At 66.2% G+C, this 18158-nt stretch carries 13 protein-coding genes and 1 pseudogene; 9 read left to right on the top strand and 5 right to left on the bottom strand.

Features of this window, described 5'->3' with window-relative positions; translation table 11 throughout:
* Nucleotides 1-136: 136 nt before the first annotated feature.
* Nucleotides 137-340: pseudogene (locus H7694_RS13160) on the top strand (transposase); the annotation flags it as partial.
* A gap of 470 nt (nucleotides 341-810) precedes the next feature.
* On the opposite strand, the gene H7694_RS13155 reads toward H7694_RS13160, so the two are convergent.
* The gene (locus H7694_RS13155; protein WP_193596922.1) at nucleotides 811-1968 is read right to left on the bottom strand and encodes an ROK family protein; all 1158 of its coding nucleotides are present in this window, start codon (nucleotides 1966-1968) and stop codon (nucleotides 811-813) included.
* A 144-nt stretch (nucleotides 1969-2112) separates the two neighbouring features.
* On the opposite strand from H7694_RS13155, the gene H7694_RS13150 reads away from it, so the two are divergent.
* From H7694_RS13150 to H7694_RS13125, 6 genes are all read left to right on the top strand, one after another.
* Nucleotides 2113-3420: an ABC transporter substrate-binding protein gene (locus tag H7694_RS13150; RefSeq protein ID WP_227468121.1), complete on the top strand. Its 1308-nt coding sequence runs from the start codon at nucleotides 2113-2115 to the stop codon at nucleotides 3418-3420.
* Between the two features lie 60 nt (nucleotides 3421-3480).
* Complete coding sequence (locus tag H7694_RS13145) at nucleotides 3481-4422, top strand: carbohydrate ABC transporter permease (RefSeq protein ID WP_227468120.1); 942 nt, start codon at nucleotides 3481-3483, stop codon at nucleotides 4420-4422.
* Nucleotides 4419-5321 carry a carbohydrate ABC transporter permease gene (locus tag H7694_RS13140; RefSeq protein ID WP_193596920.1) on the top strand — a complete coding sequence of 301 codons (903 nt, stop codon included), beginning with the start codon at nucleotides 4419-4421 and terminating at the stop codon, nucleotides 5319-5321. The genes H7694_RS13145 and H7694_RS13140 overlap by 4 nt, the downstream gene beginning before the upstream one ends.
* Nucleotides 5318-7039, top strand: a complete 1722-nt coding sequence (locus H7694_RS13135) for an alpha-glucosidase (protein ID WP_193596919.1) — start codon at nucleotides 5318-5320, stop codon at nucleotides 7037-7039. The genes H7694_RS13140 and H7694_RS13135 overlap by 4 nt, the downstream gene beginning before the upstream one ends.
* 54 nt (nucleotides 7040-7093) lie before the next feature.
* Nucleotides 7094-10270 carry a glucodextranase DOMON-like domain-containing protein gene (locus tag H7694_RS13130; protein WP_193596918.1) on the top strand — a complete coding sequence of 1059 codons (3177 nt, stop codon included), beginning with the start codon at nucleotides 7094-7096 and terminating at the stop codon, nucleotides 10268-10270.
* A gap of 587 nt (nucleotides 10271-10857) precedes the next feature.
* A complete protein-coding gene (locus tag H7694_RS13125) occupies nucleotides 10858-12087 on the top strand; it encodes an ATP-binding protein (RefSeq protein WP_193596917.1) in 1230 nt (409 codons plus the stop codon).
* A gap of 702 nt (nucleotides 12088-12789) precedes the next feature.
* Here the strand turns inward: H7694_RS13125 and H7694_RS13120 are convergent.
* Together H7694_RS13120 and H7694_RS13115 are read right to left on the bottom strand one after the other, a co-directional pair.
* Nucleotides 12790-14001 carry a Fic family protein gene (locus H7694_RS13120; RefSeq protein ID WP_227468119.1) on the bottom strand — a complete coding sequence of 404 codons (1212 nt, stop codon included), beginning with the start codon at nucleotides 13999-14001 and terminating at the stop codon, nucleotides 12790-12792.
* A 201-nt stretch (nucleotides 14002-14202) separates the two neighbouring features.
* Nucleotides 14203-15642 carry a S8 family peptidase gene (locus tag H7694_RS13115; RefSeq protein ID WP_193596916.1) on the bottom strand — a complete coding sequence of 480 codons (1440 nt, stop codon included), beginning with the start codon at nucleotides 15640-15642 and terminating at the stop codon, nucleotides 14203-14205.
* A gap of 268 nt (nucleotides 15643-15910) precedes the next feature.
* On the opposite strand from H7694_RS13115, the gene H7694_RS13110 reads away from it, so the two are divergent.
* On the top strand, nucleotides 15911-16759 hold the full coding sequence (locus tag H7694_RS13110; protein WP_227468118.1) for a sugar nucleotide-binding protein: 849 nt from the start codon (nucleotides 15911-15913) through the stop codon (nucleotides 16757-16759).
* Nucleotides 16760-16790: 31 nt separating this feature from the next.
* On the opposite strand, the gene H7694_RS13105 is transcribed toward H7694_RS13110, so the two are convergent.
* The gene (locus tag H7694_RS13105) at nucleotides 16791-17105 is read right to left on the bottom strand and encodes a DUF222 domain-containing protein (protein WP_193596915.1); all 315 of its coding nucleotides are present in this window, start codon (nucleotides 17103-17105) and stop codon (nucleotides 16791-16793) included.
* A gap of 221 nt (nucleotides 17106-17326) precedes the next feature.
* Here H7694_RS13105 and H7694_RS13100 point away from each other — a divergent pair, with 221 nt between their 5' ends.
* Nucleotides 17327-17611, top strand: coding sequence for a DUF998 domain-containing protein (locus tag H7694_RS13100; RefSeq protein WP_193596914.1), 285 nt, complete (start codon nucleotides 17327-17329; stop codon nucleotides 17609-17611).
* Here the strand turns inward: H7694_RS13100 and H7694_RS13095 are convergent.
* On the bottom strand, nucleotides 17559-18029 hold the full coding sequence (locus H7694_RS13095) for a serine/threonine-protein kinase (protein ID WP_227468117.1): 471 nt from the start codon (nucleotides 18027-18029) through the stop codon (nucleotides 17559-17561). The genes H7694_RS13100 and H7694_RS13095 overlap by 53 nt on opposite strands.
* Nucleotides 18030-18158: the final 129 nt, after the last annotated feature.

The following is an 18158-nucleotide window of genomic DNA, read 5'->3' as shown; positions in this document are numbered from 1 at the left end:
CCCCGACTCTCTTAGAAAACACTGGGAAGTCGGGGCCTTCGTCGTCTCCGGATGAGCGGCTTGGGAACATGCTGGTAACAAGACTTCTGGGGAGGCCGACCGCCGGTGACCTGTTCTGGAAGGATCGAGGCATGCCCGCCGCCCCGACAGCGTCGGGATCTTCCCGAACCGCGACGCGATCATCCGCCTCGTCGGCGCCGTCCTCGCCGAGCAGACCGACGAGTGGGTAGAAGGGCGCCGCTACCTTGGCGTCGACATGCTCGCCAAGTCCCGCCTCACCCTCGTCACCGACACCGGAACCGAGGAGGTGAGCGACCCCGTCCTCGAACTCAGCGCCTAACCGACACCGACAGCTGAAGGATCACCAACGGCTACACCACGCCCCGGGGCTTGACCACACGGTGGTAACGGATTATCTGCGCGACCCCGTTATCGGGTGTGTGCACATGTGCCCACCTTCTGCGTAATTCCGCGGTTTCGGAACCTCGCGGCGGGGCCAGAACGCGCCAGATCATCGTTCAATTCCCATCGTCACCGCCATGAATCCCAGATCAGAGGCTCGTTCCTAGTCTCGTTGAATGGGAGTGGGAAAGCCGTCGCGCCCTAGGGTGCGGCGGTTTTGCCGTTTGATCATGGTTTATCGTGCCGCGGACACGGGAAGGGAGTGGGAAGACGCTCCTTCCCATTGCTTTCTCACGCGAGGGACTTAGCGGCAGACACGGCGCAGAAATCCCTGGTGATAGGCAATTTGCTGGTGGAGCCTGCCGTGGGATCGTTGCCCACGGTAACCCTGCGACGCGGTGCCTGGCGTCAGTTCGGGGGCCCGAGCCTGCCGAGCGCGAACGCCTGAATGGCCAGGACGGCCGCACCTCGAGCCCACTCCATGTTGTCCCCGGTCGCGTAGTCGATCGGCGGGGTGTTGGCGCGTGGGTCCCGCATGGTGACGAGGCTGGTGAGCATGGAGGCTTCGCCGACGATGGCGAGGCGCACCCCTTCTCCGCCGATGATGATTCGCTGGGGCAGGGTGAGGTTGCAGATGGCTGCGAGCAGGATGCCGAGTCCGGCGGCGGCGTCGTGCACGATGCGTGCGGCCGCGGGGTGCTCTTCTGCGGCGAGCTGGACCGTCTCGTCGAATGAGGTGGGAGTTCCGAGCGCTTCGGTCGCGTATCGGGCTATCGCGTCGGAGTTGAGCAGCGCTGCCGCGCATCCGCGGTGTCCCTGAGCGCAGAGTGGGCCGGCGGGGTCCATGGGCCAGTGGCCGACGAGCCCGATTCCGTAGTCGTCGCCGACGATGGGCTGGCCGTCGACCACGAGTCCGTATCCGGTGCCGATGCCGATGGTGACTACAGCGAACCGGTCGTCGTGGCTGGCGAGTCCGAACCAGTCTTCGTACTCGCACAGCGCTACGACGTCGTTCTCGATGAGAGCGGGAGTTCGGGTCGCGTCTTCGATGAGGTCGGCGAGGGGCACGTCGGTCCACTTGAGGAATGCCGCACTGGTGACCACTCGGCGGTCGTGCACCGCACCTCCGATGCCGATGCCGATGCCTGTGATCGGTCGGCGTGACGCGAACTGCGCGTGCAGCTCCTTGATACGGGTGACGACGTCCCGGGGCTCGCGACCGGAGAGTGGGACCGTGGTGTGCTCGAGCACGTCCCCACGCAGGTCGGTGGCCGCGCAGATGATCTCGTGCTCGCGGATCTTGATCCCCAAGAAGTGGTGCGATGACGCGTCCACGTCGAGAAGGCGGGACGGCCTGCCGACCTTCCCGCTGGTGCGCTCGCCGACGTCGAAGATGACGCCGCGCTCGAGGAGTGGTGCGCTCAGCCGACTGAGGGAGGCGTGCGACAGCCCGAGCCGTCTGCCGATCTCGGCGCGGGAGATGGGGCCGCGCCGGAGAACCTCAATCGCCACAGGGAGCGCGGCGCCCGCATCCGCACCCCATGCATGCCCACTTTGAGCGGCCATCCACCACCATTTTCGTCAAACGAACTTATTCGGTGCCTCCCACCCTACTCATTCCCCCTGTTGACGGGTTCAATATGTTTGGTGTAAACATATTTCGGATCCGATGACGGATGCCGCGCACCAGGGACCATGGGAGGTCATCACGTGTTCAGCAGTAAGACCACGAGTAGGACAGCAGCCATCGCGGGCGTTGCCGTTACGGCGGCTCTGGCGCTGAGTAGTTGCTCAGGCGCAGAGGGGGGCGCGGGCCAGGCCGATGGCGAGACCCTGAAGGTCTGGTGGTGGGAGAACGAGGACTCTGCTCTTTCGACCGCATGGAACCGCGCCATCGAGATCTTCGAGGAGGAGCATCCCGACGTCACGGTGGAGTTCGAGCTGAAGACCTACGAGCAGATGCAGCAGTCTGGGCAGCTGCTTCTGGATTCCGACGACGCTCCCGACGTGCTGGAGTACCTCAAGGGGAACGCCACCGCCGGTCTGGTCTCGCAGGCCGGTCTGCTCACGGACCTCACCGGCGTGGCCGATGAGCGGGGCTGGGACCTCGACGGCTCCGTGCAGGATGTGGGGCTCTACGAGGACGGGCTCATGGGCTCGGGTCAGCGATACGGGGTGACCAACTACGGCGAGTACGTCCCGATGTGGTTCAACAAGGACCTCTTCGAGGAGTACGACCTGCAGGTCCCCTCGTCGCTGGACGAGCTCGAAACCGCCATGCAGACCTTTGTCGACAACGACATCACGCCGCTGGCTCTCGGTTCGGCAGACTACCCGGGCCCGCACCTGCTGTATGCCCTCGCCCTCAGCCAGATGGATCAGGATTCTCTCGCCGCCTACCAGCGCTTCGACGGCGAAGTCGACTGGGCCGCGTGGGAGTTCGCCGCCGAGACCGTTGCCGACTGGACCGAACGCGGATTCATCAGCACCGATTCCACCGGCATCCCGGCCCAAGATGCGGGCAACGCTTTCGTGGCCGGGTCCTACCCGATGTTCTTCTCGGGCACGTGGTGGGCCGGGTCGTTCGTCGACGACATCACCGAGTTCGAGTTCGACCAGTTCCTCTTCCCGGGCAACGATCTGACCCCCGGCTCCGGCGGCAACCTCTGGGTCGTTCCCGAGAAGGCCGACAACAAGGAACTGGCCTACGACTTCATTGAGATCACGATGAGCGAAGAGATCCAGAACCTCCTCGGTGACGAAGGGCAGGTCCCCGTCGCGGCGGACGTCGAGGCGATCGGGTCCCCCGTCGGGCAGCTCGTGCTGGGGCGCTTCGCCGAACTCGAGGCGAGTGCCGATGGCGGCCTCGCCTGGTATCCCGACTGGCCGGTTCCGGGACTCAACGACATCCTCATCCAGAACAACACCGAGCTCGTGCAGGGGACGAAGACGCCTGAGCAGGTCGTCGACGGCATCCGGACCGCGTACGACCAGGGACGCGCTGACGCGGGAATGTGACCGCCATGTGTGCGGTGGCGGCCTACCGCCACCGCACACCGGTCCCGAGGGAATGACATCATGACCATGCTGACCACCCGACGCGTCACAAGACGCGGCCGACCCGGGCTCGAACCCGCCGGCGGGTACTGGGGCTACCTCCTGCCCGGAGCCATCGGCTTCGCCGCCGTCGTACTCGTCCCCTTCGGGATGAACGTCTACCTGAGCTTCACGCGCTTCCGCGGCGTCGGTACTCCCCAGTTCATCGGCCTCGACAACTACACCCGGCTCCTTGCCGACCCCACCTTCTGGACCTCATTCGTCAACAGTCTCGTCTTCATCGTGGCGATGGCGATCATCCCGACCGCTATCGGCGTCCTCGTCGCTGCACTGCTGTTCGACTTCATCTCGCCCCGCTTCGGGGCCCGCACCTCAAGCCTGCTGCGCGGCATGTTCTACCTGCCGCAGATCCTCCCCATCGCCGTCGCCGGTGTGCTGTGGAAGTGGATGTATCAGCCGGAGTACGGCATTCTCAACAGCATCCTCGACACGGTCGGTCTCGGTGCGCTTCGGCAGAACTGGCTCGGAGACTCCGATGTGGCGATCTACGCCGTGATCAACGTGCTGATCTGGCTTCAGATCGGATACACGGTCGTCATCTTCATGGCAGGTCTCTCGCGCGTCGACCCCGCGCTGCACGAAGCGGCCGAACTCGACGGGGCCGGATGGATCACCCGCTTCCGCGTCATCACCCTCAACCAGCTGCGTCCTGAAATCGCGGTGGTGATCATCACCACGAGCGTGGCAGCCCTGAAGGTCTTCGCCCCCATCTTCGTCCTCACCCGCGGAGGGCCGGGAACGAGCACCATGGTGCCGGCGTACTTCTCGTTCTACAACTTCTTCACCACCACCCAGGTCGGCTACGGCGCCGCTGTCGCCACAGTCCTGGCGCTCGTGGTGACCGTCCTCGCCGTCAGCCTGCTGCTGTTCCAGACGCGGAACGCCGAAGGGTTCGAGAAATGACCGCCACCAGCTTGGAATTGGCCACTCCCGCCACCGTTCCCGCCCGCACACCGGGCAAGAACAAACGCAACCGCACGCGTCGCGGTGTCAGCGCATGGGTCGTCGTGACCGTTCTGTTCGGCTGCGCCCTGTTGATGCTCTTCCCGTTCTGGCTGGCGCTCATCAACGCGTTCAAGCCCGGCGCGGAGTACATCGAAACCGGCCCGATCACCATTCCGACCCAGCTCGACTTCACGGCCATCGTCGATTTCTGGATTGGCGTCGACTTCAACGAGAAGCTGTTGAACAGCGTGGTGATCAGCGGAAGCGTCGCCCTCCTGGCCGCGGCGATCAGCCTGCTCAGCGCCTTCGCGATCGGCATCGGCCGCATCAAGGGTCGTGTGTGGGTGCTCGCCGTCTTCATGCTCGCATTCACGATCCCGCAAGAAGCGCTCGTCTACCCCCTGTTCATCGTGACCCGCGAGCTGGGCCTCTACGACACCCAGCTCGGCGTGATCCTGATCCTCGCAGTGCTGCAGAGCGCGTTCGGAACCTACATGCTGTCCTCCGTCCTCGGCGCCTTCCCCCAGGAGGTCCTCGAGGCCGCAAGGATCGACGGCGCGACCCGACGCCAGGTGCTATGGCACATCGTCTTCCCGCTGACCCGCCCCACCCTCGCGGTTCTGGTGACGTTCTTCTTCATCTGGACCTGGAACGACTTCTTCCTGCCGCTGGTGCTGCTGCCCAGTGCAGCGAACCAGACCGTGTCGGTCGCGCTCGGTGCGCTGAGCGGTCAATACACCAGCGACCCGACCGCGCTCGCAGCGGCGTCGCTGGCCGGCATCCTGCCCGCCCTGATCTTCTTCATCCTCTTCCAGCGCACGCTGATGCGCGGAGTCAACCTCGGAGCCGTCAAATGAGCCTCACCGCGCCTGCCGCACTCGCGACACCCCCGACGAAGGACTGGTGGAAGTCCGCCGTCGTCTACCAGGTCTACCCGAGGAGCTTCGCCGACGCCGACGGCGACGGCATCGGCGACCTGCGCGGGATCATCAGCCGCCTCGACCACCTGCAACGCCTCGGGGTGGACGTCATCTGGCTGTCCCCCGTCTACCGATCGCCACATGCCGATGCGGGCTACGACATCAGCGACTACCAGGCGATCGACCCGCTGTTCGGAACCCTCGACGACCTCGACGAGCTGATCGGCGACCTGCATGCTCGCGGCATGAGGCTGGTCATGGACCTCGTCGTCAACCACACCTCCGACGAGCACCCCTGGTTCCTCGAGTCGCGCGCCTCGCTCGACAACCCCAAGCGGGACTGGTACTGGTGGCGCGAGCCGCGGCCAGGTCATGACGCCGGCACGGTCGGTGCAGAGCCGACCAACTGGGAGTCCTTCTTCTCCGGACCGACCTGGACCCTCGATCCCACGACGGGTCAGTACTACCTGCACCTGTTCGACCGCAAGCAGCCGGATCTCAACTGGGAGAACCCCGAAGTCCGCCAAGCGGTGTACTCGATGATGCGGTGGTGGCTGGATCGTGGCGTCGACGGATTCCGGATGGACGTCATCAACCTCATCTCCAAAGACATCACCCTGCCGGATGCCGAACCCGACCCGCTGACCGGACTCGGCGATGGGTTCCCGCACTACTCCCACGGCCCGCGGTTGCACGAGTACCTCCAGGAGATGAACCGCGAGGTTTTCACCGGACGAGAAGCTCTCCTCACCGTCGGTGAAATGCCGGGGGTGAGCACCGAAGAAGCACTCCTCGCCACGGACGCCGCGCGCGGCGAACTGAACATGGTGTTCCAGTTCGAACACGTCGGCCTGGATCACGGGCGCAACAAGTTCGACCCGCGCCCATTGAACGCGGGTGCTCTCGCGGACTCCTTGACCAAGTGGCAGAACGCGCTGGCAGAACGCGGGTGGAACAGCCTCTACCTGTCCAACCATGATCAGCCGCGCACCGTGTCCCGGTTCGGCAACGACCGCGACCATTGGCGCGAGTCGGCGACGGCCCTGGCGACGATGCTCCACCTCCAGCGCGGCACGCCCTTCATCTACCAGGGCGAGGAGATCGGGATGACCAACGGATTCTTCCCCGAACTCCACACATTCCGTGACGTGGAGAGCCTCAACTACTTCGCCCGGTCCGGCCCGCTCGGACTCGCCGCCGAACACGTGCTCGACGGAATGCGGCGCAACGGACGCGACAACGCGCGCACACCAGTGCAATGGGATGCGTCCCCCCACGCAGGGTTCACCTCCGGTGCGCCGTGGATCGACGTCAACCCCAACCACACGTGGCTCAACGCCCGGGCCCAGTACGAGGATCCCCGCTCCGTATTCAACTACTACCGCCATCTGATCGCGCTCCGTCACGAACGCGAGGTCGTCGCCCACGGCGACTTCGCGCGACTCGACCTGGGAGATCCCGCCGTCTTCGCGTTCGAACGCACCCTTGGCAACGACCGCTTGTTCGTGGCGACCAATCTCTCGAACGAACCGCGAGAGGTCGCGCTACCTGACGCGTGGCTGCGCTCCACAGTCCTCCTCACCAACATGCAACCTTCCCCGGGGGCACGGTTCGCGCCCTGGGAGGCCCGGGTGCTCGCCGCTCGCGCGGACTGAACACCCACCTGACTCTCGCCATCACGACAACGACGTTCTGAAGGGACTTCTGACATGAACCGCACACCCCTGGCGAAGTGGGGAGTGGTCGGCATCGCCGCGCTCCTCGGCTCGCTGCTCACAGCCGTAGCGCCCGCTGCCGCATCATCTATGGACCCGTTGACGACGTGGGGGCACGAGAATGCCGTGGCCACGACCGAGCCGATCGCCGACGATCAGGTGCGGCAGTCGCCGTTCTACGACGCTGCTGTCACCGTCGTTGCAGAGCCGGCGACCGCGCACGACTCGTTCGTGTACATGAGCGTTCCCCGCAGCGGCAAGGACAAGCTCGGCTACACCGAAGAGGATGGCGCCGAATTCTCCTCAGCCGCTGATCTCACCATGAGCTGGTCCAGCTTCGAGTACGCCGCCGACGTGTGGGTCGATGTCACCCTCACCACCGGACAGACAATCACCTCCGCAGACGAGGTCACGATCCGTCCCACCGATCTGGGGCTTGAGAAGGAGCTCGTGGACGCATCCACGATCCGAGTCAAGGTTCCCTTCGTCGAGGATGGGCTGCGCTTCTCTGTCGAGTTCGACCCGCAGCTGATCACCGCATACAACGACATGAGCGGCACCAGCGGAGCACTCACCACCGAATCCGAAGGCAACCGGGCGATCCACACCGAGCCTCAGAACTCGATGATGATCTTCGCGAACCCCGCACTCACCGGAGCCGAAGCCGAGCGGCTCATCCCTACGGAGCAGTCGGGAACCATTCACCGCCCTGAGCCCGGACTGGTGAATGACCTGGGCGGTATCGAAGAGGAGATCCTCTACTTCGGCCCCGGCACGTACTACATGGGACCCGATTATCACGCCGTCCTCCCCGAGAGCGTGAGGTGGGTGTACCTCGCGCCCGGCGCCTACGTGAAAGGCGCCTTCAGGTTCCTTCACGACACCCAAAGCGAGTACAAGGTGACGGGGCTCGGCGTCCTCTCCGGCGAGCAGTACGTCTACGAGCCGGACACCACGAACGGCTACCAGCACAACGTCAACGAGAACTGCCACGTCGACTGCGTGAAGATGCTCCAGTTCGAGTCCTCGAACACGGGTCAGTCGCTGGACCTGCAGGGAATCACGATCAACGAGCCGCCCTATCACTCGTTCGTCGTCTACGCCCATGACGGCGCCACCGAGATCCCCGTGCGCGACTTTCAGATGGACGTCGAGAACTACAAGCAGGTGGGCAGCTGGTACTGGCAGACCGACGGCATCGAGCTGTACCCCGGCGGCCGCATGGACAGCACCTTCTTCCACGCCAACGACGACGTGCTGAAGATGTACCACAGCGACGTTCAGATCGAAGACACCGTGATCTGGAAGAACGAGAACGGCCCTGTCATCCAGTGGGGCTGGACCCCGCGCGACATCGACGGCGTCTCCGTAACCAATACCGACATCATCCACAACCGCATGTACTGGAAGGACGTGAAGTACAACACCTGCGTGTTCAACTCCTCCACCCACTACGAGGACATGGGGGCCACCGACAGGGCAAACCCCGACACGACAGTCCGGAACATGACCTTCACCGACACTCGCGTCGAAGGTGCGCTCAACTGCGGCATCCGGATCTTCGCGCTGTCCGAGACGGAGAACATCAACATCGAGGACTTCGCCGTCGACGAATGGAATGATCTCGACCTCGGGTCGCAGGCCAGCCTGTTGAAGCGGCACTCCGACCGCACCGGCACCAAGGTGACCATCGGGAACGAGATGTCAGACGGTAACGGCATCCGTCTTTACAACTACACCGTCGGTGGCGTGTCCGTCCTGAAAGCCGGGGACAACTGGGCCAGTGACGAGCTCGGACGGCTGGACTTCGACGGCGACACCTGGGAAAGCTGGAACGCCACCAGCGACGATCAGCCGATCGGGTCCGCGCCCGCACTCGATATCGAAGGGCTCGCTGACGGGTCCGTCGCTACCTCACGCGACGTCGTCGTCCGCGGAACCACCGATGCCGACACCGTCACCGTGCGCGTCAACGGCGTCGAAGCGACCGGCGAGATCACGGACGGAGCCTTTGCGGTCGCCATCACTCTGCCGGCGATCACCAACCGGATCGTGATCACTGCCACCGCCGAGAACGGGGTGATGACGGTCGAGCGGCGTACCATCACCGCCCTCGGAGAGCGGATCGGTCAGATCACGGACCCCGCCGGCGACGACGATGGGCCGGGCAGCTACACCTATCCCACGGACAGCGCCTTCAACCCAGGCAGCTTCGACCTGACCGCACTCGAGGTCTACCGCGACGGGGACACCATCCGATTCGTCACTTCCACCGAAGGAGCGATCAACAACCCCTGGGGTGGCGACGGCATGAGCACCCAGCGGCTGAACATCTACCTCCGCGACGGGCGATCGTCAGAGACGACCTCGCTCCTTCCAGGGACCAACATGTCTGCTGAGGGCGCATGGAAGTACGCCATCGTCGCGGACGGACGGTACGAGTCGTCCAGGTTCGGCGGGGGAGTTTATGCACCCGACCAGCAACGGATCGGCGCCGTGGATCTGGATGTCGACCCGTCAGGGAAGATCATCGCGTCGGTGCCCGCCGCGCTGCTCGCCGACGTCGACCTGCAGAACGTCGGCTACCAGGTTTCGATGTTCAGTGGCGCCGAGGAAGGTGAAGGCGTCGGCAACATCCGCCCCGTCTACAGCGCAGAGTGCGCACAGGCGGTGGGATGCCCCTGGTTCGTGGGACCGTACCGCGTTGGTGGAGGTGCCGGCGAATGGACCGATGCACTCGACTCCCGCGACACCGACACGAGCGATTCGAACGCGCTTGACATCATGTCCGGTGAGGCGCCGCAGTCCCGCGTCATGGACTGGACGCGAGGACCCGTGATCGCTCCCTACGTCAAGCTCGACAGTGCAGAGGTGATCGTCGACGTGGACGTCGAGGCGGCGACGACGAAGACCAAGAGCACCCGCACGCTGTCACTCACCATCACCAACAACGGTGACACCAGCGTGGCCCTCGATCTGCGCACCGCCTTCGACGCGTTCGATCTCGGCGACCTCGCGCCCGGCGTCACCGAGACCTACGACGTCGAATTCAGTCGTCCCGGGCTGCCGCCGCGTTCGACTGTTCTCACCGCCGAGGCGCCCGGAGGGACCGTGGAAGAGGTGCCTGTGCCGGTCACTGTCTCCGCTGCGCAAGCGAGCACGGTCCGCTAGCGCGCCGCGGCCCTGTGAACTTGAGGAGAATCTGGAGTTCACAGGGCCTCTCGCTGATGCGCGCCCTAAGGCGTTGCGTGGGTATGACTGTGGGAAAGGACGCGTCACGACAGACCGTGCGCGGCACATAAAGGAAAGGTCAACTTCCGCGGAAACACGGGGGAGAACCGCCTCGCACACCCGCGAAATGTCGTGGGGTATGAGTTCAAATCCCACCGTCACCGCCATGAAAACCCCCGAGAAATCGGGGGTTTTCGCGTATTGGCTGGCAACGTGGTGCATCCGTGGTGCAGGGTTATTGGCAAGAACGTGTGGATGGGGTCGGGCGTGTCATGTGCGTCCTGCCCATCCTGAGCGGAGCCAGAGGCCTTCAGTGGCGTCGAGGCCGGTGTCGTAGAGGGCTGGTCCGAGGGGTTCCTCGGCTGGGGTGGTGGCTGCGTTGCGGGCTGGTCGGCGTAGTCGAACATCCCGGGTTGTCCTGGGCGATCGACACAGTTGTGTCGTCCTCGCCGTGCGGGTGCCGACGAGTGCCACCTGTTCGCTCGATAACCTTATCGAGAGGGCTGCATACTGATAAAGTTATCGGCATGCGCGATGCTCTCGACAACCCTTTCAGCCCCGGCTCCGACACTATCCCGGAGGTCTGGGCAGGACGCACTGAACAGCTGAGCGACTGGCGCGATGTCGTCCGCCCCCGCCGCCTTGCCGGTCTCGCTGAGCGAGGCCGGACGATCCTCGGTGAGCCGGGGCTCGGCAAGTCCACTCTCGTGCGACGGATCGCGCAGGAGGCATCGCGCGCCGGTGACTGGGTCACCCCGCAGCTGCGCATCCCGGCCGGCAGTGATCCGCTCAAGCTCGTCGCAGACGCCGTACTGAAGCTCGCCGATGCCGCAGGGCTTGCTGCCTCGCGCGAGAAGCGCATCGGTGACGCGATCTCCCGCGTGCAGGCCGTGGCTGCCTCCGGCATCTCGCTCACCCTCCGCGGCGTCGACGGACCTGAGCCGTATTCCGCTCTCACGGAGCTGCTGATCGAGGTCGGTGTCGCTGCTGTTTCTCGCGGTCAGGTCATGGCGCTCATCCACATCGACGAGATCCAGAACATCACCGACGAGAAGGCGCTTTCGCAGCTGCTCATCGCCCTCGGCGACGCCCTCACGCACGAGATCGAGGTCAACGTGCCCGGCGGCGCCCGCGTCAGCCGCTCGCTGCCCATCGCGGTCTACCTCACGGGTCTGCCCGACTTCGAGGACATGGCCGGCGCCCGCAAAGGCGCCACCTTCGCCCGACGATTCAAGACCACCACACTCTCTGCGATCGACGACGAGGACCTCGCCGAGGCACTTCAGGAGTTCGTCCTCGAGGGCTGGGAGGTCCCGGACGGCGGCGGCACCACGCACGTCCGCATGGACCCCGATGCGGCAGCTGCGATCGTCGACCTCTGCCGCGGCGAGCCGTTCCTGTTCCAGCTCGCCGGCGAACAGGCCTGGTACGCCGGGACCTCGCAGACCATCAGCGCGGACCAGGTGCGCCAGGGCTGGCGTGGCGCCCAGCGTGAGGCAACCGCGCACGTCGAGCGCATCCTCGAGCGCCTCCCTGCTCGCGAGCGCCAGCTGTTGCAAGCCATGGCGGAGCTGCCGGCCGCCGAGCGCACGCTCACACGCATCGCTGAGGCGATGGGCTTCAAGAAGGTCACCGATGCCGGCCCCACCGCGCAGCGCCTCGACACTGTGCGCGGCATCATCGACCGGGGCAAGCCCTACTCCTTCCGGCATCGCGCTGTGGAGGCATACCTCACCAGCGACTGGCCGAACGTCTGAACCGTGCGCAATCCCACCCATCTGCCGACTCACAAAATAGGAGGTGACCATTGACGCTGGTCGCTGAGGAACTCATCGTGAAGTCGCGATACCGAAGTCAGAAGTTGCTGTCGGCGATTACGTTGCGCCAACTGGTTTGAATTCGACGCAGAGCTTCACGAAGGGAGGTATGACGGTTGTTGAGAAGAAGCAGAGCGAGCATGCTCGCGATTGGGGCAGTGTTGCTGGCAACGACGATCTCTGGATGCTTCCCTTTCGTGCCGACGCGACCTGATGAAAGTGGTCCAGTAAGTTTGACGATGGTCGACGGTCATTTTGCCTACTACACCTGCTTTGCGGACGCAACCGCCAGTCGATGAGTGCTGAGTTAGAAGCTTTCGTTGGGTAACGCTTGAACAAGGACAAGCGAACAGCCGAGTAGTCCCCTTGGCGGGCCGGTTACGGCAGTTGACCCGGGTGTGGACGCCGAACACGTCCGCGCGCTGTTCCTCGGTGACACGACGCTCACTCAGGCAACCGGGTCCAGCGTGATCGCGGGGTCCGCACATACGCGGGCAGCGAGGGCAAGCCCGTAACGCAGAGGTCGGCGAAGACTGGGACGGCTGGGTCGACGCTTTCGGGGGTTCAGCCGTTCTGCGTCGGTAGTTCTCGGTAATCGGCTGATGCCGTCTGGCGTCTTCTACCAGATCCATTCGACGAGCATCAGCTGTGGTTCACCTCATTCATGGCTGCCTGGATCCGGCGGTCGAGGTCGTCGAGCTCGGCCATCACCTCGGACGCCGCCCAGACACGATCCTTCTTGCGGCCGGTGATCTCCTCGATGAAGCCGGCGTTGACGAGCTGGTCGATCGCACGGTATCCGGCCGTGGTGGAACCGGCGACAGCTTCGATGTCATCGGCTCGCATGACGGGGTGGTCGTAGAACGCATGGATGAGGGCGGCCGCAGCGGATCCTGCGCGCGGCTTCAGCTCGACTGCCCACTCCTCGGGCATCGCCTTCAAGCGGGCGATGATGTCACGGGAGCATTCGGCGGCCGCGCGGGCGGACCGGGCGAACAGGCGGATGAGCGGGGCCGGGTCGCCCTGGCGGTAGACGCCGAGCGCGGCGAAGTAGGCGTCGCGCTCGGCGAGCAGCCCGCTGGCGAGGGGAATGACGGCGTTGCGTGTAACCCCCCGGCGACGCAGTACGGCGGCGACGAGGGCGCGGCCGATGCGGCCGTTGCCGTCGGTGAAGGCATGGATGGACTCGAACTGGGCGTGACCGATCGCAGCCTGCGTCATCACGGGAACGTCGTCCCGGTTCAGATAGGCGATCAGATCGTCCATGAGCTCTTCGACTCGCTCGGGCGCAGGGGGGACGTGGAGGGCGCCGCGCGGGGAGTGGTCGCTGCCGCGGATCCAGTTCTGCATGTCGCGCAGCCGCCCGGCGTAGTCGGCTTCCATCGGGTCATTGGCCATGAGCGCACGGTGCGCGTTCAGGAGCGAGTCGAGGTCGAAGTGTCCGGTCTCGCCGACGGTGGTGACCAGCTCGTGGAGGGCTGCGGAGGCGGCGACCATGCTGGTGGCCGACAGGTTGCTCTTGTTGCCTGCGAGGGCCCTGGCATAGTCGCGGGCGGACGCGTTGATCCGCTCGATCTTGGACGACGCGGTGGACTCGGAGCGGACCATGAAGCGGCTCAGGGCGGCAGAGCGACCCTCGGCATCCGTGTCGGCCTGAGCGACTGCGAGCAGCGCCTTCTCCGTGTCGAGCATCACCGGAAGCGGCGGCACGTAGTCGAGCTCGCGGATGAACGGTGGGATGGTTGCGTCGACGGAGCGCATCATCCGGTCCTCACGGATGCCGCCGCGGACCTGCTGTCGCCATGGCAGGGTCTCGACGTCGTGGGGCGGCCAGGAGGCGGGACCATTGATCATAACCGCAAGTTTACCCATCCTGATTCCCATTTAGAGAATCTAAGTGGGAATTTCGCGTCGCATCTTCGCTGTTTCGTGTCGGCAATGCGGGGAGGCGCTCAGGGGTCGATCCCGCGGAACCGAGTCCTGAGCGGCTACCGGCCCGACGGCGAACGAAACGGGGGCCGGGCGCGCAGCCCGGCCCCCGTCTGCGTCAGTCCGTCACTTCACGACGTTGAACGCGTTGACGTTCCCCGCGCCGTAGAACCCGTTGCGCTCACCGCCGGTGCACGTTGCCGGCCATCCGGGGCGCGGCTCGTAGACGCCGTCGGGGCAGGGGATCGACGTCGCCGTGCGCTCGAGGAACGAGGCGAGCTGACCCGGGTTCATGTCCGGGTGCGCCGACAGGGCGAGCGCGGCGACGCCGGCCGCGTGCGGGCCCGCCATCGAGGTGCCCTGCGCCCAGCCCCAGCCGCCGGGCACCGTCGAGAGGACGGCATCCGTGAGGGTCGAGGTGGCGCCGCCGGTGCGGAAACGGGTGTCGCCGCCGGGAGCCGTCACGTCCACCACGCCCTGACCGTAGGAGGAGTAGTAGCTCTTCTGCGCGGTCGGACCGACCGCCGAGACGGTCACGACGCCGGGAGCCTCGGCCGGCAGATCACGGCAGGCGCCGTTGATCGTGCGGTCCTCGACGGGGGAGCTGCCGTCGTTGGGGCTTCCCGAGTCGACGAACTTGTGCTGCAGGTCGACGTTGCTGTTGCCCGCCGACGCGATCGTCAGAGTGCCCTTGGCGGACGAATACTGCAGCGCGCGCTGCACGGCCAGCCAGACCGGCCGCTGCCGCGGGTCGTTCACGCAGTTGAACTCCCACGGGTCGATGAAGTAACTGTTGTTCGTGATCGGCATCCCGTGGTCGGCGGCCCAGAGGTACCCGCAGATCGCGGCTTCGGGGTAGATGAAGCCGTCATCGTTCACGACCTTCACCGACGCGACCTTGGCGCCGGGCGCGACACCGGCGATGCCGACGCCGTTGATCGCCGCGGCGATCGTGCCGGCGACGTGGGTGCCGTGCGACGACGTCGTCGGGCTCCACGCGGCCTCGCTCGTGTCGGCGACACCGCCGAGGCACGAAGCGCTCTGATCCTTCGCGACCTGCGTCGCGAGGTCGGGGTGGGTCGCGTCGATGCCCGAGTCGAGCACGCCGACGACGACCGAGGAATCACCCGTCGTCACGGCGTGGGCTGCGGGAACGTCGATCTGCTCCATGTCCCACTGGTAGCTCCAGAGCGGCTCGCCGGCCGGGTCCCCGGTGGCATCGATCGTGGCGGAGTCGACCGTCTCGATCACCGCGTCATCGATGAGCGTGGTGCCGAGTCCCGTGGTCGCGGCCACGGACTGCACGCCGGCGCCGACGACACGTGACTCGAAGTCGGCCCTGTCGGACGCTGCGACGAGCACGCCGATCTGGTCATAGGCGGCGACCACGTCGCCACCCGCGGAGGCGACGCGCTGAGCGGCGGCCTGGGTGCTGGCGCCCTGCGGCGCGAGTACGAGATACGTCGTCTCCGGCCCGGATGCCAGCGCCGGCGGCGCGGCGAGCCCCATGAGCCCTACGGCGAGCGCGCCCGCCGAGAGAGCACCGATCGTCCTGCGACAGTTCATCTTTGTCTCCACTTCATTGTGAGGAGTTCGCCGTCGACCGGATCGATCGACGGATCGGCCGCCTGGAAAGGGCGCGATGCGCGACCGGTTCGACGGGATGCGCTACCGATGCCGCGAGCATATCCGCGCCGATGCCCCGGCGACAGGCCTATCGGAGCGGACCGATGACGACGCACGGCCATCGATCGAATGACGACGCGGGCGCCTGCCGCGAGAAGTGAACTCGCGTGAATGAGAGGATTCGAGAACCGCAGGTTAAGGAGCACACGTGAGCACACCGCACGACCGGAGCCGCGATCGACGGGTGCCCGGGCGCACCCTGCTCGTCGGCTGCGGAAGACTCGGGATGGGCCTGGGGCAGCGGCTGCTCGCCGACGGCAGCGAGGTCATCGCGATCCGCCGAAGCGCCGCAGCGCTTCCCGCCGGATTCACGGCGATCACCGACGACCTGCGCGTCGCCGGCACCCGCGAGCTGCCCGCCTGCGACTCGGTCGTGATCACGCTGCCGCCGGATGCCGAATCGCGCGACGGCCGCGACATCTACACCGCCGCGCTGACCCATCTCGCCGCCGCGCTGCCCGCACGCCCCGAACGGGTCGTGTTCGTCTCGTCGACACGCGTGTTCGAGGGACGCGCCGGCGACGCCGCGCTCAGCGAGACGGACGCCCCGGCCCCCGTGAGCCCGCGCGCGTGTGCGCTCCTGGCGGGTGAGGAGCTCGCGGTCGGACTGTTCGGCGCCAGCATCGTCCGGCCCGCCGGTATCTACGGCCCGGGCCGCGGCTCGCTCATCCGCCGCGTGCGCGAGCACACCCCGGTCGACCACTCGCGGCGCACGAACCGCATCCACGAAACCGACCTCATCGGCGCACTGCACGCCGTGCTGCGCGCCGGGTCGGCGCCCGCGCTGCTGCACGCGGTCGATCAGCGGCCCGCCCGCCTGGGCGAGGTCGTGACGTTCATCGCTGACCGCCTCGGCGTTGACCCGCCTCCTCGTGCAGTGCCGGAATCGGGCGGTGGCACCGTGCTCGAGGGACGTCTGCTGCTCGAGTTCGCCGGCTCGTTGAGATACCCGACGTTCCGCGAGGGGTACGAGGAGGTGCTCGCCGCCCGGACCTGACACAGAGCGACGCGAGCCAGCCGTCCCTTCTTCAGGCGTGGGAAGGTCGAGGGTCCAGTGCGTTCCCGAGCCGTTCGATCAGCAGGATCAGAGCGTCGGCGCCGCGCTGCCCATCTGTTCGCGTCGTCCGGGATCCACCAGGCAGGAAACTTCGCATGTCGGCAGCCTGAAGCTCGGCCTTGATCCGGCCGAGCGCGTGGGCGAGAGCGGCGCCGGAATCGCCGGACAGCTGTCCCTCGAACTGAACCATGCCCTCCACGTCGCTCTCAGTTTCTCGCAACGCCTGCAAAGCGTCGAGCAGCAGATGGACGGGCTCGCCTTCGACAAGGATTTCTGTGTTCGTCATGCGGGCACGCTACGGCAGGCGTCCGACGTTGATGGCGGCACGGGCGATGATCGAAGTGACATCTTTCGATCTCCGTCGAAACTCTGGAGCACCCTCGCGTCGCGCGAGAGCGTTACCGCGACGGATCGCGACCAGCATCCGTCGGTGAGCGGCACACCCGCCGCTCGCCTCCGCCCGCGCCTCGAGCGCGGGCGATCGGAAACCGACGAAGGGTCCTCATCATGTCCGCACTGCCCGCCGCCGAGGCGAAGCCCGGCATCCGCACCGCTGCGAAGTCCCGTGCCCTGCTGGGCGCGCTCGCCGTCACGGGTCCGCTCTGGGCCGCCGTCTCGCTCATCCAGGCGTTCACGCGCCCCGGCTTCGACCTCAGCCGTCATCCCCTCAGCATGCTGTCGCTCGGCGACCTCGGCTGGCTGCAGATCGCAAACTTCATCGTGGCGGGAGCGCTCGCCATCATCGGGGCGCGCGGCCTTCCGCCGGGCTCAGCAGCACGTTGGACGGCTTGATGTCGCGGTGCACGACCCCGGCGGTGTGCACGACGTGCAGCGCCTCGGCGAGCTCGGCCCCGAGCTGCGCCGCCTCTTCGGAGGTGAGAGCCCCACCCGAAGCCAGCCGGTCCGCCAGCGAGGGGCCCTCGACGAGCTCCATCACGAGGTACTCGGGCTGGCCGGGAACGAGGTGCGCGTCGAAGAGGGTGACCAGCGACGGATGGTTGAGCGAGGCGAGCACCCTCATCTCGCTGTGGGCGCGCTCGGACGAGGCTCCGTCGATGCCGGGGCGGATGAGCTTGATGGCCACGGTCCTGCCGAGGAACGCATCCTCCGCGCGATAGACGCGTGCCATGCCGCCCTCGCCGATGCACTCGCCCAGCGCATACCGGCCGTCGAGCAGCGCTGCCGGATGCCCGGCTCCGGCACTCTCCATGGGTCCTCCTCGCCGCGCGGACACAGGCGCGATCACCCACAGACTCTAGCGTCGCCGCATGAGAACCCGACCAGAGTGCTGAGGGACGACCGGGTCACGCACGGCGGATCCTCCGCCGCGGACGCGGCG

Origin of the sequence: Microbacterium sp. YJN-G, assembly GCF_015040615.1 — a bacterium.
Classification (GTDB): Bacteria; Actinomycetota; Actinomycetes; order Actinomycetales; family Microbacteriaceae; genus Microbacterium.
This window is presented reverse-complemented; position numbering and strand designations above follow the sequence as displayed.